Raw genomic sequence first — 21,889 nt, 5'->3', positions numbered from 1 at the left:
CGCGCGCTTGTCGCGCCCCCCGGTTATTGTCTAGCGCTGGCACCCGACGCAAACGGCCGCGCCCCGCATGCCGGGCCGGCCCGCCGAAGAAGGGGAGCCCGGTGCGCATCGCCAGTTTCAACATCAACGGGGTCAAGGCGCGCCTGCCGCGGCTGATCGAGTGGCTCGAGGAGACCCGCCCCGCGGTCGCCTGCCTGCAGGAAATCAAGAGCCAGGACGAAAGCTTCCCCGCCGCCGAGTTCGAGAAGATCGGCTATCGCGCGATCTGGCATGGCCAGAAGGGCTTCAACGGCGTCGCCATCCTCGCCGACGGGGTCGAACCGGTCGAGGCGCAGCGCACGCTGCCCGGCGATCCGGAGGACCTGCACGCCCGCTATATCGAGGCCGACGTCAACGGCGTGCGGATCGCCTGCATCTACCTGCCCAACGGCAACCCGCAGCCGGGCCCGAAGTTCGATTACAAGCTCGCCTGGATGGACCGCCTGCGCGCGCGCATGGCCGAGTTGTGGGCGCAGGAGATTCCCTGCGCCGTGGTGGGCGATTTCAACGTCATTCCGGAAGACAAGGACGTCTGGTCGCCGGCCGCGATGGCCAGCGACGCGCTGATGCAGCCCGAATCGCGCGCGGCCTATCGGCGCCTGCTGGCCGACGGGTGGACCGACGCGATCGACACGCTCAACCCGCGGGGCGGGGTATGGACGTTCTGGGACTACCAGGCCGGGGCCTGGCCGCGCGACCACGGGTTTCGCATCGACCACCTGCTGCTGAGCCCCGAGCTGGCCGACCGGATGACCGCGGCCGGCGTGGACAAGGAGTATCGGGGGCGCGAGAAAGCCAGCGACCACGCCCCGGTCTGGGTCGAGATCGGCGACTGATCCGCGGCCGGAAAACCCCGGGCGGGGGCTATGCGCAGGGGCAGGGGGCAGGCCATGCGCGGCCCGCCCCCGTTGCCGGCCATCGCCCGGTCAGCGGTAGAAGATGTGGGTGTCGATCGTCGCCCGGGCCTGCTTCGTGCGGCTCCAGGCAGGGCGAACGTAGTTCGCGTGGAAATAGAGCGAATCGGCCGCCTCGCTTTCCCACAGCCCCTCGTGCGCGATCCGCGCCACCGCCTTCGCGCGCTTCCACGCGGCCGAACCGCGGCGGATGCGGGGCATCGTGCCGCCGCGAACGAAGGAGAACTGCGCGCGCTGGTAGACCACGGCGCAATAGCTTTCGGGGAAGAGATGCGAATCGGCGCGGTTGATCACGACCTGCGCCACCGCGAGCTGGCCGGCAAGCGGCTCCCCGCGCGATTCGAAATAAACGGCGCCGGCCAGGCATTCCATGTCGCGGGACAGCGCCTCACGGTCGGGTATGCGGCGGACAAGCTCGCGCAGCGAGGATGCCGAGGACACCGCGGCGTCGACCTCGTCCTCGGCCGCCCGTTCGGGGACCAGCTGGACGACTTCGTTTTCGACGAAGACCGGCACGACCTCTTCGGTCACGGCCGTCTCGGCAATTTCAGGGTTCTCGCCCGGCTGGGCATTGGCGCCGGAACCTTCGGCGCTGGCAATCGTAAAAGCCGTGCATGCGGCGAGGGCCGCGTACAGGGAAAAGCGGGTCTTGCGACTCATCTATCCGTCATATCTGGGCGGTGAACGAGCACTGTCGCAGGCTGGGACCTGATTGCGTTTCTTGGCGTTGTATGGTGGGTCCAGTTATCGGGCCTGCCGGCCGTTCCCCGTCTGCGTGCCAGTTGCGCGGCCACATTGCCGCCCGAACCGCCTGCGCCTCGGAGAGTTGCGCGGCCAAATAGGGTGCGGCCGTTTCATGTCAACTTATCCGTTAATTGCTGCGACGAACCGTGCATGGTCCGCGATATCTGCCTCCAGAATCCAGATATCGCCGTCCTGGCGCTTTCGCTTTTTCAGATAGTCCCAAAATTCCTCAGGGTTTTCAGTATCTTGAATCCGCGCCTGTACGAATCGCCGCGATCCGTCGAGCTGCGGCATCCTTTCGAAAAGGCGCGCCGGCTCGCTGCGATAGATCGTTACCACCAGCAGGGTGCCGGCGTCGCGTTCACCTTTTTCGATAACCGAGGCGAATCCCCCGAGCGATTCGGCCAGACGCAGGATGGCATGGGCCTCGAGGTGGGCGGGCAGGCGCGCGCCCTCCATGTCAGCCCGCGTGCGAGCGGTAGCCGGGCAGGCTGGAAAGCGCGATGCGCGAACGCATGAAGGTCCCGGTACCGCGGCCGACCTCGTCCCCCTCGCCGTCCACCAGGCGCGATTCGGCGACGAGGACCCGCCGGCGGCCGCTGACCCAGTGCCCTTCGGCGAGGACCTTGCCCGCCTTCACCGGCTTGGTGAAATGGAGGTTGAACGAGGTCGTGAGCAGGAATCGGTCTGTGACCAGCGTGTTCGCGGCATAGAAGGCCGCGTCGTCGAGCATCTTGAAATAGATCGTGCCGTGGGCCGCCCCGGCGGCGTGATAGGCCGCCTCGGTCACGGTGAACTCGATCCGGGTCTGCCCCTCGCCGACGATGTCCAGCCGCGAATCGAACAGGGCGTTGACCGGGGCCGAGCTGTAGAGCGATTCGAGCGCGCGGTAATGCGGCCCGGCGCCGAACGGGGTTTCAGGCGACGTCACGGTCGTTGGCATTGGCCAGCGAAGCGCGCAGCGTTTCCGCGTCGGTGGCCTCCATCAGGATGCGATGCGTCGTTTCCTCGCGCACCATGCGCGAGATCGCGGCGAGCGCGTGGAGATGCGCCGCACCCGCGTTCTCGGGCGAGATCAGGCCGAAGGCGAGCTCCACCGGCATGCCGTCGGCCGCGTCGAAGGCGACCGGGGACGACAACTTGAGCAGGGCGGCAACCGGGCGGTTGACCTGCCCCAGCCGGGCGTGCGGTATCGCGACCCCGCGGCCGAACCCGGTGCTGCCGAGCTTCTCGCGCTCGTCCAGCGCCTCGAGCACGTCCGCCGCGCGAATGCCGTAGGCATTCTCGAAACAGGCGGCCAGCGCTTCCAGCACGGCGGGCTTGGATGGCGCATCGCTCATCGCGATGGCCTCGGGAATCAATCTGAAATGTGCATTCATCGTTCGGTCGTGATTCTGTCCAACGCGCCGCGGATCGGCGTAAGGGAGCGTCGATAACGCGGCGTTCGGGAATTATATCCCTGCAATCCGGCGGATTTTTCCAGGGCGTGCGGGTTGGCATGCCCTGCCGGTCAACGTGGCTCGACCCAGCCGATCGAACCGTCCCGGCGGCGATAGACCATATTATGCCGCCCCGTGCCAGCGTTTTTGAAGAACAGGGCATTGGTGTCGCGCAGGTCGAGCATCATCACCGCGTCGGCCACACTGGTTTCCGGGATATCGGCGGTCGTTTCGGCAACGATCATCGGCGTGTCGTCGCCCGCGACCTCCTCCGCTTCCTCGTCCGGGGCGGCGAAGATCGTATAGGCGGCCTCTTCCTCGCGCTGGGCGTGGACAGCCTGGGCATGGCGGTCCTGCAGGCGGCGCTTGTAACGGCGCAGCTGCTTGTCGATCTTTTCCGCCGCGCGGTCGAAGGCCTGGTGCGCGTCCTGCGCCTCCGCATGGCCCTTCACCACGGTTCCCTGCATGACATGGGTCACGATGTCGCAACTGAACGCGCCCGCCGGGGCCTTGCCGAACGTGACCTGCGAGGCGAGCGCCCGGTTGAAGTACTTGTCGACGATGCTGTTGAGCCGGTCGGCAGCGTGGTCCTGCAGGGCAGCGCCGGTTTCGATCTGGTGGCCTGAAACGCGAATATCCATCGACGGTCTTCTCCGTTGCTAGTGCGACCCCCCGATCCCGGTCAGCTGCTCCAAAGCGGCGCCTCCATGCGCGCGAGGAAGGCCCGGTGCCGGGAAAGCTCTTCGGCGCTGGCCGCGTGGGGCCGCGCCGGCCGCGGGGTCCGCTGCGCCCGGGGGCGGCTGACGACGGCGATCATGTCGGTGCGCGAGGTCTCGGCCGCCAATTCCAGCCCGATCTGCCGCCCGCCGGTCAATTCGACATAGACCTGGGCGAGCAACTCGGCATCGAGCAGGGCGCCGTGCTTCACCCGGTGGCTGCGATCGACGCCGTAACGGCTGCACAAGGCATCGAGCGAGAGCTTCGCGCCCGGGTGCCGCTTGCGTGCCAGCGCAACCGTGTCGATCATCCGGCTCATGCACACGGCCTCGCGCTCGCAGAGCGAGAGTTCGGCATTGAGAAAGCCGAAGTCGAACGCCGCGTTGTGCGCGACGAGCGGCGAATCGGCGATGAATTCGAGCAGGGCCTGCGCCGTGTCGCGGAACAGCGGCTTGTCCGCCAGGAAGGCGCTCGACAGGCCGTGGACCGCCTCGGCCCCGGCGGGCATGTCGCGTTCCGGGTTGAAATAGGCGTGGAAGGTCTGCCCGGTGGGTACGCGGTTCATCAGCTCGACACAGCCGATCTCGACCATCCGGTCCCCGCTGGCGGGGTCTAGGCCGGTGGTTTCGGTGTCGAACACGATCTCGCGCATTGCGCTATCTATCGGACTCCGGCCGGCCGGTGACAAGGGGGATCGCGCCTTTTTTGCCCCCCGGCGCTAGCGCGCGAGGCGGGCGGCGAGGTCGCGCACCGCGGCCTCGGTCTGGGCAAGGGGCACGCCGGTGTCGATCACGTGGTCGGCGCGCCGACGCTTTTCCGCGTCGGGCACCTGGAGCGCGAGGATCTGCGCGAACTTTTCCGGCGTCATTCCCGGCCGCGCGAGAACCCGCTCGCGCTGGACGTCCTCGGGCGCGGAGACGACGACCACGGTATCGACCGACGCGTGCCCGCCTTTCTCGAACAGCAAGGGGATGTCGAACACGACCAGGGGCGCGCCCGCGTGTTCGAGCAGGAAGCGTTCGCGGCGGCGGGCGACGGCGGGATGGACGATTGCCTCCAGCCGGCCCAGCGCCTCGGCATTGCCGAACACCTCGCGCCCCAGGCGATCGCGATCGACCCCGTCGGGGCCCGTCGTGCCGGGGAAAGCCGCCTCGATCGGCGCCAGCAGGTCGCCGCCCGGCCCCTGGAGCGCGCGCACTTCGGCATCGGCATCGAACACGGGCACGCCGGCACGCGCGAACATGGCCGCGACGGTCGACTTGCCCATCCCGATCGACCCGGTCAGCCCGACAATGCGCGGCTGGGTCATGGCGCGATTCTTTCGCGCAGGGCGGCGTCGCGCTCGCGCGGGGGCTGCCGGCCGAAGAAGCGGGCGAAGGCCTCGCGCGCCTGGCCGATCAGCATGGCGAGACCGTCGATCGTGTCGAAGCCGGCCGCGCGCGCATCGGCGAGGAACCCGGTCTCCACCGGGTCGGTCACGATGTCGTAGGCAATGCTGCCCGGCGGGGCATGGCTCCAGTCGAAAGCGAGCGGCGGCTGGCCGCGCATTCCCAGCGGGCTGGCATTGATCACGAGGTCGCAGCAATGCGCGCGGTCGTCGAACCGGAACGCCGTCGGCGCGGCGAAATGGCGCAGTTCGGCCACGTGGTGCTCGCCTCCGGGATCGAACCGGTCGAGCAGGGCGCGCGCCTTGTCCGGGTTGCGGCCCGCGACGACCAGCGTGAACCCGTGATCGACCAGCCCGGCGACGACCGCCCGCGCCGCGCCACCCGTGCCCAGCACGCGCGCCATGCGAAACAGGTGCCGGCGCTCCAGCACCGGGCCGAGCGGTTCGAGAAAGCCCGCGACGTCGGTGTTGTAGCCGACCAGTTCCTCGCCCTCGCGCACGACGGTGTTGACCGCCCCGACCCGCGCGGCGAAGGGATCGACCCGGTCGAGCAGGGGGATGATCGCCTGCTTGTGCGGCATCGTCACGTTGCACCCGCGCCATTGTGGCTCGGCGCGCCGGCGAGCGAGATAGTCGCCCAGTCCCTCCGCCGTGACGCGGTGCGCGCGGTAATCCGCCTCCAGCCCGAGTTCGGCAATCCAGTAGCCGTGGATCGCCGGCGACTTCGAATGGCCGATCGGGTCGCCGATCACTTCTGCCACCAGGCGCGTCATGCCGGCAGCACGTCCATGTCGCGCAGGGCGCCGAGCACGGGGAGGAGCGGCATGCCCAGGACCGTGAAATGGTCGCCCTCGATCGCCTCGAACAGCTGGACCCCGGGCCCCTCGATCCGGAACGCCCCGACGCAGTGCGACACCGCGGGCCACTCGGCATCGAGGTAGCTTTCGATGAACCGTTGCGACAGGCGGCGCACCTGCAGCCGCGCGACCGCTGCGTGGCGCCAGGCGATCGTGCCCCCGCGCGCGATCGCGGCGGCCGAATGCAGCTCCATCGTGCGGCCGGAAAAGGCCCGCAGGTGCTCGGCCGCCCGGTCCCGGTCGGCCGGCTTGTCGAAGCGCGCGCCATCGACCACGACCAGCGAATCGCTTCCCAGCACCGGCACGGCCGGGTCGCCCGCCGCGAGGGCCTTGGCCTCGGCCAGCGCGAGCGCCACCTGGCCGGGGGCCGCGCCGTCCATCGCGGCCTCCAGCGCGCGCTCGTCGATCGGCGCGGGCCGGGCCTCGAAAGCGACCCCGGCGGCCGCCAGCATGGCCGCGCGCGAGGCGCTTCTGGATGCGAGCACGATCATATCGGCTTGCCCCCCGACAGCGCCGACGGCCCGGTCTCGTCGCGCCGGTCGCCGCGTTCGGCGTGGAGGCGGATCACCGCCGCGGCGGTCTCCTCGATCGAGCGGCGGGTCACGTCGATCACCGGCCAGCCGTTGTCGGCGAACATGCGGCGGGCGAACTGCACCTCGGCCCGCACCCGTTCGTTGTCGACATAGGATGTCTCGGTCCCCTCGTTCAGGCTCAGCAGGCGGTTGCGCCGGATCTGCACCAGCCGTTCGGGCGCGGTGGTCAGCCCCACGACCAGCGGGCGCCGCAAGGCGAAGAGCGAGGGCGGCGGCGGGCTTTCCATGACCAGTGGGATATTGGCGACCTTGTAGCCGCGGTTGGCGAGGTAGATGCTGGTCGGCGTCTTCGACGAGCGCGAGACGCCGGCGAGAACGATATCGGCCTCTTCCCAGTCTTCCCACCCCACGCCGTCGTCGTGCGCGATGGTGAAATGGATCGCGTCGACCCGCCGGAAATAGGCATCGTCCATCGCGTGCTGCCGGCCCGGCCGGCCATGCGCCGCCTGGCCCAGCTGCGTCTCGAGCGCCTCGGTCACGGCGTCGAGCGCGGGGACGGCCGGCAGGCCCGCCTGGCGGCAATGCTCTTCCAGCGTCGCGCGCGTTTCCGGGTTGACCAGCGTGAACAGAACCAGCCCCGGGTTGTCGGCGAGATCGGGCAGGATGCGCGAAAGGTGCTGGCGCGAACGGACCATGGGCCAGAAATGGCGCACGATCTCGGCATCGTCGAACTGGGCCAGCGCCGCCTTGGCCACCATTTCCAGCGTTTCGCCGGTGGAATCGGACACGAGATGGAGGTGGAGACGGGTCATCCGGGCGGGTGCGTCCTTGGACGATCGGCTGTGGAGAATGTGCGGCATAAACCACGGGACAAGGCTGGCGACAAGTTCGGGCACCGGATTCGTGCCCGCTACCGGCCCGATCGCGCCGGGGTTCTGGACAGGGCGGGCCGGTTGTCGACAGGCTGGGGACAGCGGGGAAAACGATCGATTGACGCGCAATCGCGGCGAGTCCCGAACCGCCCGGGCCTGTTCAGGGCGGGAGAAATCGGGCAGGGCCGATCCGTCCCCGCTATCCACAGGGCCAACAGACTCCAGAATCCTTATTAAAGACTCTTATTTTATTGATTGGACCTTCCCGAATGCCCGGCCTTCTCCTCGATACCCTGAACGGCAAGCCATGCGATCGCGTGCCGCTGTGGCTCATGCGCCAGGCCGGCCGCTACCTGCCCGAGTACCGCGCCTTGCGGGCGCGCAAGGGCGGTTTCCTCGAACTGGTCTATGACAGTGAGGCCGCGGCCGAGATCACGATGCAGCCGATCGACCGGTTCGGTTTCGACGGGGCGATCCTGTTTTCGGACATCCTCATCGTCCCCTATGCCATGGGGCAGGACCTGGCCTTCGTCGCCGGCGAGGGGCCGCAGCTCTCGCCCCCGCTGGCCGAGAGCGCGCTGGCCGAGCTGGAGGCCGTGCCCGAACGGCTGGCCCCGATCTACGAGACGGTGCGGCGGGTGAAGGCGCGGCTGGCCGAGGGGACGACCCTTCTGGGCTTTGCCGGCAGCCCCTGGACCGTGGCGACCTACATGGTCGCGGGCGAGGGGAGCCGCGACCAGCACGCCGCGCGTGCGATGGCCTATCGCGACCCGGCCGCCTTCCGCACGCTGATCGACCGGATCGCCTCGGTCACGATCGATTACCTCGCCGGCCAGATCGAGGCGGGTGCGGAAGCGGTGCAACTGTTCGACAGCTGGGCCGGCAGCCTCGCCCCCGACGAGTTCGAACGCTGGGTCGTCGCGCCCAATGCGGCGATCGCCGGGGCCATCCACGCACGGTTCCCCGGCGTGCCGGTGATCGGTTTTCCCAAGGGGGCGGGCGAGAAGCTGCCGGCCTACGCACGGGAAACCGGGGTCGACGCGGTCGGCGTGGACGAGGCGCTCGACCCCGAGTGGGTCAACCGCGAACTGCCCGCCGACATGCCGGTCCAGGGCAATCTCGATCCGCTGCTCCTGCTGGCCGGGGGCGACCGGCTGGTCACGCGAACGCGAGCGATCCTCGATGCTTTCGCCGGGCGCCCCCACGTCTTCAACCTCGGCCACGGGATCGGCCAGCACACGCCGATCGCCCATGTCGAGACGCTGATCGAAACGGTCCGCGGCGCGGCGGAACGAGGGGGCGCGATGACGGGGGGTGACGAACGCGGCGCCCGGGCCTAGACCGGGCCCATGCAGGAGATTCTCGGCACGCTCTACCCCTGGCTGAAGGCCGGCCACCTGATCTTCGTGATCTTCTGGATGGCGGGCCTGTTCATGCTGCCGCGGTTCTTCGTCTACCACCAGGAAACGGCGCCGGGATCGGCCGAGGAAGCCGCCTGGGTCGAGCGGGAGCGGCGCCTGCTCAGGATCATCCTCGCGCCCTCGATCGCGGTCGTGTGGATCCTCGGCCTGGCGCTGGCCTTCACCGTCGATGCGTGGAGCCAGGGCTGGTTCCACGGCAAGCTGGCGCTGGTCCTGGTCCTGTCCGCCTATCACGGCTGGATGGCGGGCTACGCGCGCAAGCTTGCCGCGGGCGATCGCCGGCTGGAAGGGCGGCGGCTGCGCCTGCTCAACGAAGTGCCGGGGATCGCGGCCGCGCTGATCGTCGTCTTGGTGGTCGTGCGCCCGTTCTGACCGGTCGCCGCGCGCGCGGGCCGGGCCGGCGAAATGCGAATTGACGGCGCTTGCCGGCGGGCGTATTTCCCCCACTTCCCTTACGGCTGAGGCGCCGCACGACCTGCGGTTGCCGGGTCCGCTTTCCCCAAGCATGCCCCTGCGTCCCCCGCGGCGCCGGGCCCCACCGACCTCCTGGCCATTTCCACCACGGATTTTCGAAGATGCACCTGAAAGAACTGAAGCAGAAAGCCCCCGCCGAGCTGGTCGAAATGGCCGAGGAACTCGGTGTCGAAGGGGCTTCGACGATGCGCCGGCAGGACCTGATGTTCTGCATCCTGCGCGAGCTCGCCGAAGACGAGGAATACGACGAGAAGATCATGGGCGTCGGCACGATCGAGGTGCTGCAGGACGGCTTCGGCTTCCTGCGCAGCCCCGAGGCGAACTATCTCGCCGGGCCCGACGACATCTACGTCTCGCCGAACCAGATCCGCAAGTGGGGCCTGAGGACGGGCGACACCGTCGAGGGCGAGATCCGCGCGCCGAAGGACGGCGAGCGCTATTTCGCGCTGACCAGCCTCAGCAAGGTCAACTTCGACGATCCCGACCAGGTTCGCCACCGGACCAATTTCGACAACCTCACCCCGCTCTATCCCGACGAGAAGCTGAGCCTCGACACGCTCGATCCGACGGTGAAGGACAAGAGCGCGCGGGTGATCGACATCATCTCGCCGCAGGGCAAGGGGCAGCGCGCGCTGATCGTGGCCCCGCCGCGCACCGGCAAGACGGTGCTGATGCAGAACATCGCCAAGGCGATCACCGACAACCACCCCGAGGTGTTCCTGCTGGTCCTCCTGGTCGACGAACGGCCCGAGGAAGTGACCGACATGCAGCGCAGCGTGAACGGGGAAGTGATTTCCTCCACGTTCGACGAACCAGCCCAGCGTCACGTGCAAGTTGCTGAAATGGTTATAGAAAAGGCCAAGCGCCTGGTCGAGCACAAGAAGGACGTGGTGATCCTGCTCGATTCGATCACGCGCCTCGGCCGGGCCTACAACACGGTCGTGCCCAGCTCGGGCAAGGTCCTGACCGGCGGCGTCGATGCCAATGCGCTGCAGCGGCCCAAGCGCTTCTTCGGCGCGGCGCGCAATATCGAGGAAGGCGGGTCGCTCTCGATCATCGCCACCGCGCTGATCGACACCGGCAGCCGGATGGACGAGGTGATCTTCGAGGAGTTCAAGGGCACCGGCAATTCGGAGATCGTGCTCGATCGCAAGGTCGCCGACAAGCGGATCTTCCCCGCGCTCGACGTCGGCAAGTCCGGCACCCGCAAGGAAGAGCTTCTGGTGTCGAAGGACATCATGTCGAAGATGTGGGTCCTGCGCCGCATCCTCATGCAGATGGGCACGGTCGATGCGATGGAATTCCTCCTCGACAAGATGAAGGATTCCAAGACCAACGAGGATTTCTTCGCCACGATGAACCAGTAAGGGCCGGGCGTGGCGGCCCCGCTTCGCACGGTCGTTACCGGCGGGCCCGGAACGGGGAAATCGACCCTGATCGATGCGCTCGCCGCGCGCGGCCTGGCGACCGAGCCCGAGGTGGCCCGCGCCATCCTGCGCGAGCCCGGCGGCATGGCGCTGCGGCGCGACGATCCGCAGGGTTTCGCGGGGGCCATGTTCGATGCCGAACTGGCCGCATATCGCCGCGCGGAGGAGGGTGGTTCGCCGATCGTCTACGATCGCGGCTTTCCCGACATCGTCGGCTTCCTGCGGCTGGAAGGCCTGCCGGTGCCGGCGCCGATCGACGAGGCCTGCCGGAACCTGCGCTATGACGGGCCGGTCTTTCGCGCCCCGCCATGGCGCGCGATCTATCGCCGCGACGACGAACGGATCCAGGACTGGGACGACGCCCGTGCGAGCGATGCCGCCGTCTGCGCTGCCTGGCGCGACTACGGCTATGCGCCGGTCGACCTTCCGCTGGCCGGGGTTGCCGATCGGGTCGCCTTCGTTCTCGCCCATATGGACGCGGCCGCCGGAGAAGGGGACTAGGCCCCGCCCGCGTTCGAGGCGTCGCGCGTGTTTCGCGCGGGCGGATGTTTCGCGGGGGCGGGTGGATTGCGCGGCTTCGATCGTCTAAGGCTGGCCGCTGCATCCAGCTGATCCTCTGACCGGGACCAGGCTTTTCTCGACCCCGGCGCGGAGGACCGACATCCGACAATTCGTCTATATCAGCACCGCCCCTTCGCTCCCCGAAGGGGACGTGGCGGCCATTCTCGCGACTGCCGTGCGCAACAACGCGACCAACGGGATCACCGGCTTCCTGCTCTACAACGGGCGCAATTTCCTGCAGATGATCGAAGGGCAGCAGGCCGAGCTGATCGTGCTGATGAACCGCCTCGCGCGCGACCGGCGCCATCACGGCATGGTGCGGCTCTACGATCGCCCGACACAGCAGCGCGCGTGCCCCGAATGGGCGATGGAGCGCTTGTGGCTGGCCGACGACCCGGCCGAGCGCCGCGACGCCGTGGAAGCCATCCTGCCCGGCGCGCTCGAGCCGGAAATCCGGCAGATGGTGGTGAACTTTTCCCGCCTCAACTGATCTCGCCGCACCGGGGCGGCGGGCGCTGACCGGGGCCGGGCGGGTCAGAGCGCGCGGGCGAAGCTGTCGATGCGGGCATAGGCCCATTCGCGGGCATATTGGGTCGAGCCGGGATCGGCGAGGAGCTGCCCCCTCTCGAGGAACTGGTAGATCTGGTCGATGCTGTCCGACCGCGCGCTGTTCTGCCGTTCGGAGATATTGCACGGTTCGATCTGCCAGGGATTGTCGAGCCCCATCGATACGACCAGCTCGCGCAGGGCGTGGAGGGTGTGGCGGTGGAACCGCGTCACCCGTTCGGCCTTGTCGTCCACCACCAGCCCGCGCTGGCGGGTCGCGTCCTGGGTCGTGATCCCGGTCGGGCAGGTATCGTCGTGGCAGCGCATCGACTGGACGCAGCCGAGCGCGAACATGAAGGAGCGCGCGGCATTGCACCAGTCGGCGCCGAGGCCGAAGCTCATCGCCATGCCCGCGCCCGAGTGGATCTTGCCCGCGGCGGCGAGGCGGACTTCGTCCTTCAGGTCGCACCCGACCAGCGCGTTGCGCATCAGGATCAGCCCTTCACGCAGCGGCATGCCCACGCGGTTGGACATTTCGACCGGCGCGGCCCCGGTGCCGCCCTCGCCGCCGTCGACGATGATGTAATCGACCCGGATCCCCGTTTCGCGCATCGCCTTGGCCAGCGCGAAGGCCTCGTGCGGCTTGCCCACGCAGAGCTTCAGGCCGATCGGCTTCCCGCCCGAGAGGTCGCGCAGCTGCGCCGCCCATTCGAGCAGCTCGACCGGGGTCGAAAAGGTCGCGTGGGCGGCCGGGGAAATACAGTCTTTTCCGGGGGTTACACCGCGGGCTTCGGCGATTTCGGCGGTTACCTTGGCGCCGGGAAGGACCCCGCCGTGGCCCGGCTTCGCGCCCTGGCTCAGCTTGATCTCGACCATCTTGACCTGCTCGGCCTGGGCATTGTCGGCGAAGCGGGCCGGGTCGAAGCGCCCTTGCGCGTCGCGGCACCCGAAATAGCCGCTGCCGATTTCCCAGACGAGATCGCCCCCGTGCTCGCGGTGGTACCGCGAGATCCCGCCTTCGCCGGTGTCGTGATAGAAACCGCCCGCCGCCGCGCCCTTGTTGAGCGCGAGCACGGCATTGGCGGAGAGCGAGCCGAAGCTCATCGCCGAGATGTTGAGCAGCGAGGCGGAATAGGGGCGCGAACACTGCGAGCTGCCCACGTCGATCCGCCAGTCGGCCGGGGCCTGCTCGTTGGGCACGATCGAATGGCCGAGCCACTCGTACTCGTCCGAATAGACGTCGAGTTCGGTCCCGAAGGGATGCGAATCGAGCTCCCCCTTCGACCGGGCATAGACCAGTGCGCGCTCGTCGTGGTTGAACGGCCGGCCCTCCAGGTCGCCTTCGACGACGTAGGCGCGGGCATAGGGGCGCAGGTCCTCCATCAGCCAGCGGATGCGCGCGACCAGGGGGTAGTTGCGGCGCAAGGTGTGCCGGTGCTGGAAGAAATCCCACAGCGCCAGGGCCAGCAGCGGCAGGGTGGCCACCAGCCCCCAGCGCAGCGGCGGCCAGGCCGCGAACAGGGCCGAGAGAAGCAGCAGGACGACCGGCGCCGCGAAGCGCCCCGCCACTTTGCCGGAGAACCGCAGGGGTGCGCGGTTGATCATCGCCGCCGCGCGCTCAGGCTAGGTGGCGGGCGAAGAACTCGGCGGTGCGGGAATCGGCCAGCTGGGCCCCGTCTTCGTCGCGCCGCTTGCCGAACTCGGTCGCGAAGCCGTGGTCGAGCCCGGGATAGTCGTGCAGCGTCACCCTGGGATGATCGTCCAGTCCCTCGTGCATCGCGGCCTGCGTCTGCGCATCGACGAACCCGTCCTCGGTCGGGACATGCAGCATCAGCGGGCGCGCGATCGCGTGCTTTTCGTGCAGGAGATCGTCGATCCCGACCGCGTAGTAACCGACCGAGGCATCGACGTCGGTGCGTGCCGCGGTCATGTAGGCCAGCCGCCCGCCGAGGCAGTAACCGACCGCGCCGACCTTCTCCACGCCTTCGCTGCGCCGGATCCAGTGGATCGTCGCCTCGATATCGCGGATGCCGGTGTCCTGGTCGAACTTGCCCATCAGGTCGAGCGCGCGCTGAAACTCGGGCTCGACATCGGGATCGAGCTCGACCCCCGGTTCCAGTCGCCAGAACAGGTCCGGCGCCACCGCGAGATAGCCGTCTTCGGCCAGGCGATCGCATTTGCGCCGGATGCCGGCGTTCACGCCGAAGATTTCCTGGATCACGACGATCGCCGCGCGCGCCTGCCCCTCGGGACGCGCGACGTAGGCGGAAAAGCTGTCGCTGCCCGAAAGCGTTTCGATCTTCGCGGTTTCGCTCATATCCTTGTCCCTTCCAGTCCTGGTCATCATGGCGGTTGCGATCGCCATCGGCAGGCTTAACGCTTGCGCGGGGGCAATGCCAAACCCAGTTTGTCCCCCGACCCCAACGGAGGAAACGCGATGAAGGTCCATATCGAGATCGACTGCACGCCCGAAGAGGCCCGGACCTTCATGGGCCTGCCCGACGTGGGCAAGGCCAACGACGTCTATGTCGACATGATGGCCAAGGCGATGAAGGGGGTCAGCAACCCCGACCAGCTGCAGGACTATGCCCGGCAGCTCGCGCCGATGGGGCAGATCGGGCTGAAGATGTTCCAGAGCTTCGTCGAAGGCGCGTCGCGGGCCGACCGGAAGGGGGACAGGAAGCCCGAAGGCGGAACCGACTGAGGGACGGCAGGCTTGGCCCGCGACACGATTTTCGCACTGTCGAGCGGATCGCCGCCGGCCGGCATCGCGGTCGTGCGCGTCAGCGGCCCGGCCGCGGGCGAGGTCTTGCGCATGCTGGCGGGCGGCAGGCTGCCCCCGGCGCGGCGCGCGGCGGCGCGGACGCTGCGCGATGCGGAGGGCGGGCCGCTCGATCACGCGCTCGTGCTGTGGATGCCGGGGCCGCGCACCGCGACCGGGGAAGACATTGCCGAGCTTCACCTCCACGGCGGGCGCGCGGTGGTCGCCGCGGTCGAGGCGGCGCTCGCCCGGTGCGCCGGGCTGCGACCGGCGACCCCGGGGGAGTTCACCCGGCGTGCCTTCGCCAATGGCCGGATCGACCTGGCCGAGGCCGAGGGGCTGGCCGAACTGCTCGAATCGGAAACCGAGCTGCAAAGGCGCGCCGCGATGGCGCTGGCCGGGGGGCGGTTGTCGCAAGAGGTCGGAACTTGGCGTGACCGTGTCCTGGCGCTCTCTGCCGAGGTCGAGGCCGCGCTCGATTTCTCGGACGAAGAAGACGCCGGCGACCTCGGGCAGGGCTTCGGCGAACGCGTTGCCGCGCTCGCGGGCGAGCTTGGCGCCTGGCTTGCCCGCCCGCGCGCCCGCGTCCTGCGCGAAGGGTTCAGGGTGGTTCTCGCAGGCCCGCCCAACGCCGGAAAATCGACCCTTTTCAACGCATTGGTAGAGAACGAGGCGGCCATTACCTCGCCCATAGCCGGCACCACGCGCGACGTGATCGAACGGTCGGTCGCGCTGGCCGGGGTTCCCTTCACTTTCGTCGATACGGCGGGCCTGCGCGACAGCACCGCCGGCGACGAGATCGAGACGATCGGCATTGCCCGCGCCCAGGCGGAAGTGGAGCGGGCCGACCTCGTCCTCTGGCTCGGGCCGGAAGGGCAGGGACCGGCCGGCGCGTGGGAGATCGATGCCAAGGCCGACGATCCCGCGCGGCAGACCAAGTCGCGCGGCGCGATGGCGGTGTCCGCGCGCACCGGCGAGCAGCTGGACGCACTGCGCGAACGGATGATCGGCCATGCCCGCGCGGCCCTGCCGGCGCCGGGGGACGTGGCGCTGACGGAGCGGCAGGCGGGGCTGGTGGCCGAAGCCCATGCGGCGCTCGACGGGATCGGGCAAGCGATCGACCCGCTGATTGTCGCCGAGCACCTGCGGCAGGCCCGCGCCGCCTTCGACCGCCTGGTCGGGCGCAGTTCGACCGAGGACATGCTCGACGCGCTCTTCGGCCGGTTCTGCATCGGCAAATAGCGGAATGTTCCACGTGGAACGCCCGAATGTTCGGGGCGCGGACGTTCCACGTGAAACGCACGCTTTGACCCGGGCGCGCGGATCACCTATTTGCCGGGCCATGCATTCATACGATGTCCTGGTGATCGGCGGCGGCCATGCCGGTGTCGAGGCGGCGGCTGTCGCCGCACGCATGGGCGCGCGCGCCGGGCTGATCACGTTCGACCCGGCGGCGATCGGGGCGATGAGCTGCAACCCCGCGATCGGCGGGCTGGGCAAGGGCCACCTCGTACGCGAAGTCGATGCCTTCGACGGGGTGATCGCGCGCGCGGCCGACGCGGCGGCGATCCACTATCGCATGTTGAACCTTTCGAAGGGCAGCGCCGTCTGGGGCCCGCGGGTCCAGGCCGACCGCGCGCTGTTCCGCGCGGCGGTGCAGCAGGCGGTGAGCGGGCAGGACGGGCTGACCGTCATTCCGGGCGAAGCCGTGGCGCTGGCGACCGAGGGCGGCCGGGTGACCGGGGTGGAGCTGGGCGACGGAAGCGTGCTCGCCGCGCCCGCGGTCGTGCTGTGCACCGGGACATTCCTGGGCGGGCGCCTGTTCCGGGGGGAAGAGCGGTTCGACGGCGGGCGGATCGGCGAGAACGCGGCGCATCGCCTGGCCGCGCAGTTGCGCGAAGCCGCCTTGCCGATGGCGCGCCTGAAGACGGGGACGCCGCCGCGGCTCGACGGGCGAACGATCGACTGGGCGTGCCTGGCCGAACAGCCTTCGGACGATGGCGACTGGACAATGTCGTCGCTCACGCCCGCGCGCCTCAACCCGCAGGTGTTCTGCGCGATCACGCGCACCAATGCCCGCAGCCACGACATCATTCGCGCCGGCCTCGACCGGTCGCCGCTTTTCAGCGGCGCGATCGACGCCCAGGGGCCCCGCTATTGCCCGTCGATCGAGGACAAGATCCACCGGTTCGGCGACAGGGAAGGGCACCAGGTCTTCCTCGAGCCTGAAGGCCTCGACACCCACCTCGTCTATCCCAACGGGATCAGCACCTCGCTGCCGGTCGATATCCAGCTGGCCATGCTGCGGAGCATGGAAGGGCTGGAAGCGGTCGAGATGGTCGTGCCCGGATACGCGGTAGAATACGACCACGTGGACCCGCGCTCGCTCACGCCCCGGCTGGAGCTGCGCGACCTGGCCGGGCTCTATTGCGCGGGGCAGATCAACGGCACCACCGGGTACGAGGAGGCCGCGGCCCAGGGGTTGGTCGCGGGGATGAACGCGGCCGCGGCCGTGCTGGGCCGCGATCCGGCACCGCTCGACCGCGCCAATTCGTACCTCGCGGTCATGGTCGACGATCTGACCCTGCAAGGGGTCAGCGAACCCTATCGCATGTTGACCGCGCGGGCCGAGTATCGGCTGCGCCTGCGGGCCAACAACGCGGCGACGCGCCTCACCCCCGCGGCGATAGCGGCGGGCTGCGTCGGCCCCGCGCGGGCCGAATGGTTCGCCCGGCGCGAGGAACGCCGGCGCGAATGGGCCGACGTCTTCGCGCGGGAGATCGGGGCGCACGAGCTGGCCGGGGCGGGGCTGCCGATTCGCCGCGACGCCGGGCGGCAGCCGATCGCGGCCTGGCTGCGATACAACGGGATCGATCTCGACGGGCTGTCCCCCTGGCTGGGCGAAGGCTTCGACCCGGCCGAAGACATTGCGCGCGAAATGGCCGAGGACGCGATCTATGCACCCTATCTCGAAAGGCAGGAGGCCGAGCTGCGCGATCTGAGGGCCAGCGAAGCCGTGCCGCTCGGGCCGGACTTTCCCTTCGGCGAAGTGCCGGGCCTGTCGAACGAGATGGTCGAGCGGCTGGCTGCGGCGCGGCCCGAGACGCTCGCCGCGGCCGGGCGCGTGCCCGGCATCACGCCCGCGGCCCTTTCGGCGCTGCTGGTCCATGCCCGCCGCCACGATCGGCAGCAGGCCGCGTGATCGCCAGCGAAGAGCAGGCCCGCGCCCACGTCGCCGCGCGCTGCGATCCCGCGGCGATGGCGCGCATCGAGCGCTTCATAGAGGCGCTGCGCGAAGAGAACGCGCGGCAGAACCTCGTCGCCCGGCCGACGCTGGAAACGGTCTGGCAACGTCATATCGCCGACTCGGCGCAGCTGCTCGATCATGTTCCACGTGAAACGGGGCCGTGGCTCGATCTCGGCAGCGGGGCAGGGCTCCCCGGCCTCGTGATCGCGGCCATGCGGCCCGATTGGCCGGTGGTCCTGGTCGAATCGCGCCGCAAGCGGATCGAATGGCTGGAGCGCATGGTCGCACATCTCGACCTGCCCCGCTGCAGGGTCGAAGGGGCGCGACTCGAGCAGGTCCAGACCTTTGCCGCCGGCGTCATATCGGCGCGGGCCTTCGCGCCGCTCGCGCGTATCCTCAGCTTGTCGTCACGATTTTCCACAGCCGACACGCTCTGGCTGTTGCCCAAGGGGCAGTCGGCGGCGCAAGAATTGCAGGACTTGCCCAAGCGGCAGAGCGCGCTGTTTCACGTGGAACAGTCGCAGACCGACCCGAGATCGGGCATCATCGTCGGCCGTTTGGCCGGGAAGGCGGGGTCATGATCACAATCGCGATTGCGAACCAGAAGGGCGGGGTGGGCAAGACCACAACTGCCATCAATATCGCCACGGCGATGGCCGCGACCGGGTGGCGAACCCTGCTGGTCGATCTCGATCCCCAGGGCAATGCCTCGACCGGGATGGGCGTGGCAGCGGCCGATCGCGAGGGGTCGAGCTACGACATCCTGGTCGACGAGGTGCCGCTGGCCGAATGCGTCCACGAAACCACGATCCCCGGGCTCGACATCGTCCCGGCGACGGTCGATCTCAGCGGCGCCGAGGTCGAGCTTGTCTCGGTCGAAGACCGTACCGCCCGACTTCGCACCGCGCTCTCGGCGCACGCCGGGCATGATATCTGCTTCATCGATTGCCCGCCGTCGCTCGGCCTGCTGACGCTGAATGCGCTCGGCGCGGCCGATACCCTGCTCGTGCCCTTGCAGTGCGAGTTCTTCGCGCTCGAGGGGCTGAGCCAGCTCCTCCAGACGGTCGAACGGGTGCAGCAGCGGTTCAACCCCGATCTCGGCATCGTCGGGGTGGTCCTGACCATGTTCGACCGGCGCAATCGCCTGACCGACCAGGTCGCCGACGACGTGCGCGATTGCCTGGGCAACCTCGTGTTCGAGGCGGTCATCCCGCGCAACGTGCGCCTGTCGGAAGCGCCCAGCCACGGCCTTCCGGCGCTTGTCTACGACCACGCCTGCGCGGGCAGCCGCGCCTATATCGCGCTCGCGCGCGAGCTGATCGGGCGCCTGCCCGAAAGGAGGAAAGCGGCATGAGCAATTCGACCGATCCGGTTCGCTTTTCGGTACCGACGCGCAGCGCGGCCGACCGCAAGAAGAAGCTGGGCCGCGGGCTCGGCGCGCTGCTGGGCGAAACGCAGCGCGAAGAGCCGTTGGTCCGCGGCGATGGTACGGGACAGGGGGGCGGCGAAGGCGGCGCGGGTGGCGCTCCCGCCAGCGGGCTGGCCTCGATCGCGACGTCTGCCATCGAGCCGCTGCCCGGGCAGCCGCGCCGCCGCTTCGACGAGGACGCGCTGGAGGAACTGGCCGCCTCGATCGCGCAGCGCGGGGTGATCCAGCCGGTCATCGTCCGGCCGCTGGCGGGTGGGCGTTACCAGCTCGTCGCCGGCGAACGTCGCTGGCGCGCGGCGCAGAAGGCGCGCCTGCACGAGATTCCGGCGATCGTCCGCGACCTGGACGAGCGCGAAGTCATGGCGCTGGCGCTGATCGAGAACATCCAGCGCGAAGATCTCAACCCGGTCGAGGAAGCGCGGGCCTACAGTGCGCTGGCGGAACGCGAGGGCATGACCCAGGCGGAGATCGCGCGCCTCGTCGACAAGTCGCGCAGCCACGTTGCCAACCTCCAGCGCCTGCTCAACTTGCCCGACGAAGTCCTCGACCTGGTCGAGGACGGCGAGCTCTCGATGGGCCACGCCCGTGCGCTGATCGGCCACGAATCCGCACTCGAGCTGGCGCGCAACGCGATCGATCGCAAGCTGTCGGTGCGCGAAATAGAGAAACTTGCCGCCGGCCCCCAACCCGAAACCCGCCGCAAGCCGCGCAGCTCGCGCGACCCGGCGAAGGATGCCGACATCGCCGCGGTCCAGAGCCACCTGGAGGAGTTCCTCGGCCTCAACGTCAAGATAAAGACCGACGCCGACCCGCGATCGGGCGCGGTCACGATCCGTTATCGCACACTCGACCAGCTCGACCTGATCTGCCAGCGGCTGACCGGCGGCGATATCTGACCGGATTCGCGCGATAACCCGTTGAAAACGAACGGACGGACCGGGTTCCCGCCGGCCCGGCCGGAGGTTACTGCCCCTTCACGTACTTGATCCGCTTGTCGGCCGGCGGCGCGCGGCGAACCGTGCGGCGCTTCCTCGGCTGCGGCTTGGCTTCGACCTCGACCCATTCCTCGGTCACGTATTCGCGCACGACGGCACGCTGCGGCACCGCGACGAGCACTGGCATGTAGGTCACGGCCGGCGCGCAGGCGCAGGCGGCGCCGTAGTATCCGGCGGGCTGGGCATAGCCGTAAGGTGCCGGGTGGCCGTAGGCGGGTGCAGCGGGCGGGGCATAGGCCTGGCGATGCTGGTCGAGCCAGCCCTCGCAATAGTCCTTCGCCCGGTCGCGGCCTGCAACTTCGCCGATCGCGCTGCCGATCGCGAGGCCGGCAAGCCCGCCGACGCCGGCGCCGATCAGCGTTCCGGCAAGCCGTTCGCCATCTGCGACCCGGTTGCCGATCAGACCGCCCGTCGCGGCGCCCAGCAGCCCACCGATCACGCCGCCATCGCCGCGCTTCCTCTCCGCGCGGTAGCGTGCGCGGCACTCGTCGAGCCAGGCCTCGCGATCGAACGCCGGGGCAGGGTGCGGCGCTGCAACGCGGTGGTAGGGAGCGGGGGGTGCTGCGCGACGTGCAGGATGGACGGGGTGGTTATCCTCGTAGCGCGTCTCGTACTCGTGCCGAGCCTCGTAGCGGGCCTCTTCCTCGTAGGGGTACCCCTCCGCGGGGACGGGGTCGGCGTAGTGCGCGGCGGGTTCCGCCGGCCGGTACGGCGCTTGCGGAGCCGGGGCGGGCGGGGCCGGGACCGGCTGGACCACGGGGTCCTGGCGATAGACCACGGCTTCGTCCCCCGGCAGCGGATGCGCGTACTCGTACGTCATCTCGGGCTGGGCGGATGCCGGGAAGGCGGCGAGAAGCGCGCCCGCGGCAACGCTGGAAGAGAACATGTGGCGGGCTGACATGGTCGATTCCCCTTGGTCGTTAGCCCGGGACGATTCCCGGCGTTAACGGAAAATCTACCATCACGATCCGCACGCGCCCATGCACGAACGGCAATTGTCCCGTTTCGGGGCGGGAGATCGTTAGATGCGGTTAGCCACGACCTGGGCCAGCCGCTCGATCCCCGCGGCATCCTCGCGGTCGAACCGGGCCGGCGAGGGGCTGTCGAGGTCGATCACCGCCACGACCTCGCCTTCGCGCACGACAGGCACCACCAGTTCCGACCGGCTGGCGGCGTCGCAGGCAATGTGACCGGGGAACGCGTGGACCTCTTCCACCAGCTGCGTCTCCCCGCTCTGCGCGGCAGTGCCGCAGACACCGCGGCCCAGCGGGATGCGAATGCAGGCCGGGCGACCCATGAACGGGCCGAGGACGAGCTCGCCCTCGACCATGCGATAGAAGCCGGCCCAGTTGAGGTCGGGCAGGAACTCCCACAGCAAGGCCGCGAGATTGGCCATGTTGGCGACCGGGTCGGGCTCGCCATCGGTCAGCGCCCGCGCGGCGGACTCCAGTTCGCGATAGCGTTCGGCCTTCGACAGGCCGGGATCGGCGGAGAAATCGTACATGTTCGCCATCTAGCCCGCCCGG

26 protein-coding genes are annotated in these 21,889 nt (G+C 69.2%); 12 read left to right on the top strand and 14 right to left on the bottom strand.

Annotated elements, in window-relative coordinates:
- Positions 1 to 101 precede the first annotated feature (101 nt).
- A complete protein-coding gene (gene xth / locus GRI72_RS08620) occupies positions 102 to 875 on the top strand; it encodes an exodeoxyribonuclease III (protein ID WP_160733492.1) in 774 nt (257 codons plus the stop codon).
- 90 nt (positions 876 to 965) lie between these two features.
- On the opposite strand, the gene GRI72_RS08615 is transcribed toward xth, so the two are convergent.
- The 10 genes from GRI72_RS08615 to GRI72_RS08570 form a co-directional block, all read right to left on the bottom strand.
- A complete protein-coding gene (locus tag GRI72_RS08615) occupies positions 966 to 1,613 on the bottom strand; it encodes a cell wall hydrolase (RefSeq protein WP_160733491.1) in 648 nt (215 codons plus the stop codon).
- A gap of 204 nt (positions 1,614 to 1,817) precedes the next feature.
- Positions 1,818 to 2,156, bottom strand: coding sequence for a DUF1491 family protein (locus GRI72_RS08610; RefSeq protein WP_160733490.1), 339 nt, complete (start codon positions 2,154 to 2,156; stop codon positions 1,818 to 1,820).
- A gap of 1 nt (position 2,157) precedes the next feature.
- Positions 2,158 to 2,640, bottom strand: coding sequence for a PaaI family thioesterase (locus GRI72_RS08605; RefSeq protein ID WP_160733489.1), 483 nt, complete (start codon positions 2,638 to 2,640; stop codon positions 2,158 to 2,160).
- Complete coding sequence (locus tag GRI72_RS08600) at positions 2,615 to 3,037, bottom strand: PTS sugar transporter subunit IIA (RefSeq protein ID WP_237486950.1); 423 nt, start codon at positions 3,035 to 3,037, stop codon at positions 2,615 to 2,617. The genes GRI72_RS08605 and GRI72_RS08600 overlap by 26 nt, the downstream gene beginning before the upstream one ends.
- 170 nt (positions 3,038 to 3,207) lie before the next feature.
- Positions 3,208 to 3,777 carry a ribosome hibernation-promoting factor, HPF/YfiA family gene (hpf, locus tag GRI72_RS08595; protein WP_160733487.1) on the bottom strand — a complete coding sequence of 190 codons (570 nt, stop codon included), beginning with the start codon at positions 3,775 to 3,777 and terminating at the stop codon, positions 3,208 to 3,210.
- A 41-nt stretch (positions 3,778 to 3,818) separates the two neighbouring features.
- Positions 3,819 to 4,505: a DNA polymerase III subunit epsilon gene (gene dnaQ / locus GRI72_RS08590; RefSeq protein WP_160733486.1), complete on the bottom strand. Its 687-nt coding sequence runs from the start codon at positions 4,503 to 4,505 to the stop codon at positions 3,819 to 3,821.
- A 66-nt stretch (positions 4,506 to 4,571) separates the two neighbouring features.
- Positions 4,572 to 5,162: a dephospho-CoA kinase gene (coaE, locus tag GRI72_RS08585; RefSeq protein WP_160733485.1), complete on the bottom strand. Its 591-nt coding sequence runs from the start codon at positions 5,160 to 5,162 to the stop codon at positions 4,572 to 4,574.
- Positions 5,159 to 6,013 carry a shikimate dehydrogenase family protein gene (locus GRI72_RS08580; RefSeq protein WP_160733484.1) on the bottom strand — a complete coding sequence of 285 codons (855 nt, stop codon included), beginning with the start codon at positions 6,011 to 6,013 and terminating at the stop codon, positions 5,159 to 5,161. The genes coaE and GRI72_RS08580 overlap by 4 nt, the downstream gene beginning before the upstream one ends.
- Positions 6,010 to 6,588 (bottom strand): Maf family protein, encoded by a 579-nt coding sequence (locus tag GRI72_RS08575; protein WP_160733483.1) that lies wholly within the window; start codon positions 6,586 to 6,588, stop codon positions 6,010 to 6,012. The genes GRI72_RS08580 and GRI72_RS08575 overlap by 4 nt, the downstream gene beginning before the upstream one ends.
- The gene (locus GRI72_RS08570) at positions 6,585 to 7,442 is read right to left on the bottom strand and encodes a pyruvate, water dikinase regulatory protein (protein WP_160733482.1); all 858 of its coding nucleotides are present in this window, start codon (positions 7,440 to 7,442) and stop codon (positions 6,585 to 6,587) included. The genes GRI72_RS08575 and GRI72_RS08570 overlap by 4 nt, the downstream gene beginning before the upstream one ends.
- 329 nt (positions 7,443 to 7,771) lie before the next feature.
- Here GRI72_RS08570 and hemE point away from each other — a divergent pair, with 329 nt between their 5' ends.
- From hemE to GRI72_RS08545, 5 genes are all read left to right on the top strand, one after another.
- On the top strand, positions 7,772 to 8,842 hold the full coding sequence (gene hemE / locus GRI72_RS08565) for a uroporphyrinogen decarboxylase (RefSeq protein WP_160733481.1): 1,071 nt from the start codon (positions 7,772 to 7,774) through the stop codon (positions 8,840 to 8,842).
- A gap of 9 nt (positions 8,843 to 8,851) precedes the next feature.
- Positions 8,852 to 9,295, top strand: coding sequence for a CopD family protein (locus GRI72_RS08560; protein WP_160733480.1), 444 nt, complete (start codon positions 8,852 to 8,854; stop codon positions 9,293 to 9,295).
- A 203-nt stretch (positions 9,296 to 9,498) separates the two neighbouring features.
- Positions 9,499 to 10,764 carry a transcription termination factor Rho gene (gene rho, locus GRI72_RS08555; RefSeq protein WP_160733479.1) on the top strand — a complete coding sequence of 422 codons (1,266 nt, stop codon included), beginning with the start codon at positions 9,499 to 9,501 and terminating at the stop codon, positions 10,762 to 10,764.
- 9 nt (positions 10,765 to 10,773) lie between these two features.
- Entirely contained in the window at positions 10,774 to 11,325 is a 552-nt protein-coding gene (locus tag GRI72_RS08550; protein ID WP_160733478.1) for an AAA family ATPase, read from the top strand.
- Positions 11,326 to 11,422: 97 nt separating this feature from the next.
- Positions 11,423 to 11,875, top strand: coding sequence for a BLUF domain-containing protein (locus tag GRI72_RS08545; RefSeq protein WP_160733674.1), 453 nt, complete (start codon positions 11,423 to 11,425; stop codon positions 11,873 to 11,875).
- Positions 11,876 to 11,919: 44 nt separating this feature from the next.
- On the opposite strand, the gene GRI72_RS08540 is transcribed toward GRI72_RS08545, so the two are convergent.
- Together GRI72_RS08540 and GRI72_RS08535 are read right to left on the bottom strand one after the other, a co-directional pair.
- On the bottom strand, positions 11,920 to 13,536 hold the full coding sequence (locus GRI72_RS08540) for an FMN-binding glutamate synthase family protein (protein WP_160733477.1): 1,617 nt from the start codon (positions 13,534 to 13,536) through the stop codon (positions 11,920 to 11,922).
- A 13-nt stretch (positions 13,537 to 13,549) separates the two neighbouring features.
- Positions 13,550 to 14,248: a dienelactone hydrolase family protein gene (locus GRI72_RS08535; RefSeq protein WP_160733476.1), complete on the bottom strand. Its 699-nt coding sequence runs from the start codon at positions 14,246 to 14,248 to the stop codon at positions 13,550 to 13,552.
- Between the two features lie 120 nt (positions 14,249 to 14,368).
- Here GRI72_RS08535 and GRI72_RS08530 point away from each other — a divergent pair, with 120 nt between their 5' ends.
- The 6 genes from GRI72_RS08530 (at position 14,369) to GRI72_RS08505 (ending at position 20,264) form a co-directional block, all read left to right on the top strand.
- The gene (locus GRI72_RS08530; RefSeq protein WP_160733475.1) at positions 14,369 to 14,635 is read left to right on the top strand and encodes a DUF6489 family protein; all 267 of its coding nucleotides are present in this window, start codon (positions 14,369 to 14,371) and stop codon (positions 14,633 to 14,635) included.
- Between the two features lie 12 nt (positions 14,636 to 14,647).
- Positions 14,648 to 15,934, top strand: a complete 1,287-nt coding sequence (gene mnmE / locus GRI72_RS08525) for a tRNA uridine-5-carboxymethylaminomethyl(34) synthesis GTPase MnmE (protein WP_160733474.1) — start codon at positions 14,648 to 14,650, stop codon at positions 15,932 to 15,934.
- Positions 15,935 to 16,034: 100 nt separating this feature from the next.
- On the top strand, positions 16,035 to 17,894 hold the full coding sequence (gene mnmG, locus GRI72_RS08520) for a tRNA uridine-5-carboxymethylaminomethyl(34) synthesis enzyme MnmG (protein WP_160733473.1): 1,860 nt from the start codon (positions 16,035 to 16,037) through the stop codon (positions 17,892 to 17,894).
- Positions 17,891 to 18,520: a 16S rRNA (guanine(527)-N(7))-methyltransferase RsmG gene (gene rsmG, locus GRI72_RS08515; RefSeq protein WP_160733472.1), complete on the top strand. Its 630-nt coding sequence runs from the start codon at positions 17,891 to 17,893 to the stop codon at positions 18,518 to 18,520. Before mnmG ends, rsmG begins: the two co-directional genes overlap by 4 nt.
- Positions 18,517 to 19,293 (top strand): ParA family protein, encoded by a 777-nt coding sequence (locus GRI72_RS08510; protein WP_160733471.1) that lies wholly within the window; start codon positions 18,517 to 18,519, stop codon positions 19,291 to 19,293. The genes rsmG and GRI72_RS08510 overlap by 4 nt, the downstream gene beginning before the upstream one ends.
- Positions 19,290 to 20,264, top strand: a complete 975-nt coding sequence (locus GRI72_RS08505; protein WP_160733470.1) for a ParB/RepB/Spo0J family partition protein — start codon at positions 19,290 to 19,292, stop codon at positions 20,262 to 20,264. The genes GRI72_RS08510 and GRI72_RS08505 overlap by 4 nt, the downstream gene beginning before the upstream one ends.
- A 67-nt stretch (positions 20,265 to 20,331) precedes the next feature.
- Here GRI72_RS08505 and GRI72_RS08500 read toward each other — a convergent pair whose 3' ends face one another.
- Positions 20,332 to 21,264, bottom strand: coding sequence for a glycine zipper 2TM domain-containing protein (locus GRI72_RS08500; RefSeq protein WP_160733469.1), 933 nt, complete (start codon positions 21,262 to 21,264; stop codon positions 20,332 to 20,334).
- A gap of 120 nt (positions 21,265 to 21,384) precedes the next feature.
- The gene (locus tag GRI72_RS08495) at positions 21,385 to 21,867 is read right to left on the bottom strand and encodes a GAF domain-containing protein (RefSeq protein ID WP_160733673.1); all 483 of its coding nucleotides are present in this window, start codon (positions 21,865 to 21,867) and stop codon (positions 21,385 to 21,387) included.
- Positions 21,868 to 21,889: the final 22 nt, after the last annotated feature.

The sequence above is a fragment of the Pelagerythrobacter marinus genome (assembly GCF_009827515.1).
Taxonomy (GTDB): Bacteria; Pseudomonadota; Alphaproteobacteria; order Sphingomonadales; family Sphingomonadaceae; genus Pelagerythrobacter; species Pelagerythrobacter marinus.
The sequence above is the reverse complement of the archived record's forward strand: the minus strand, read 5'-3'. Positions and strand labels throughout refer to the sequence as shown.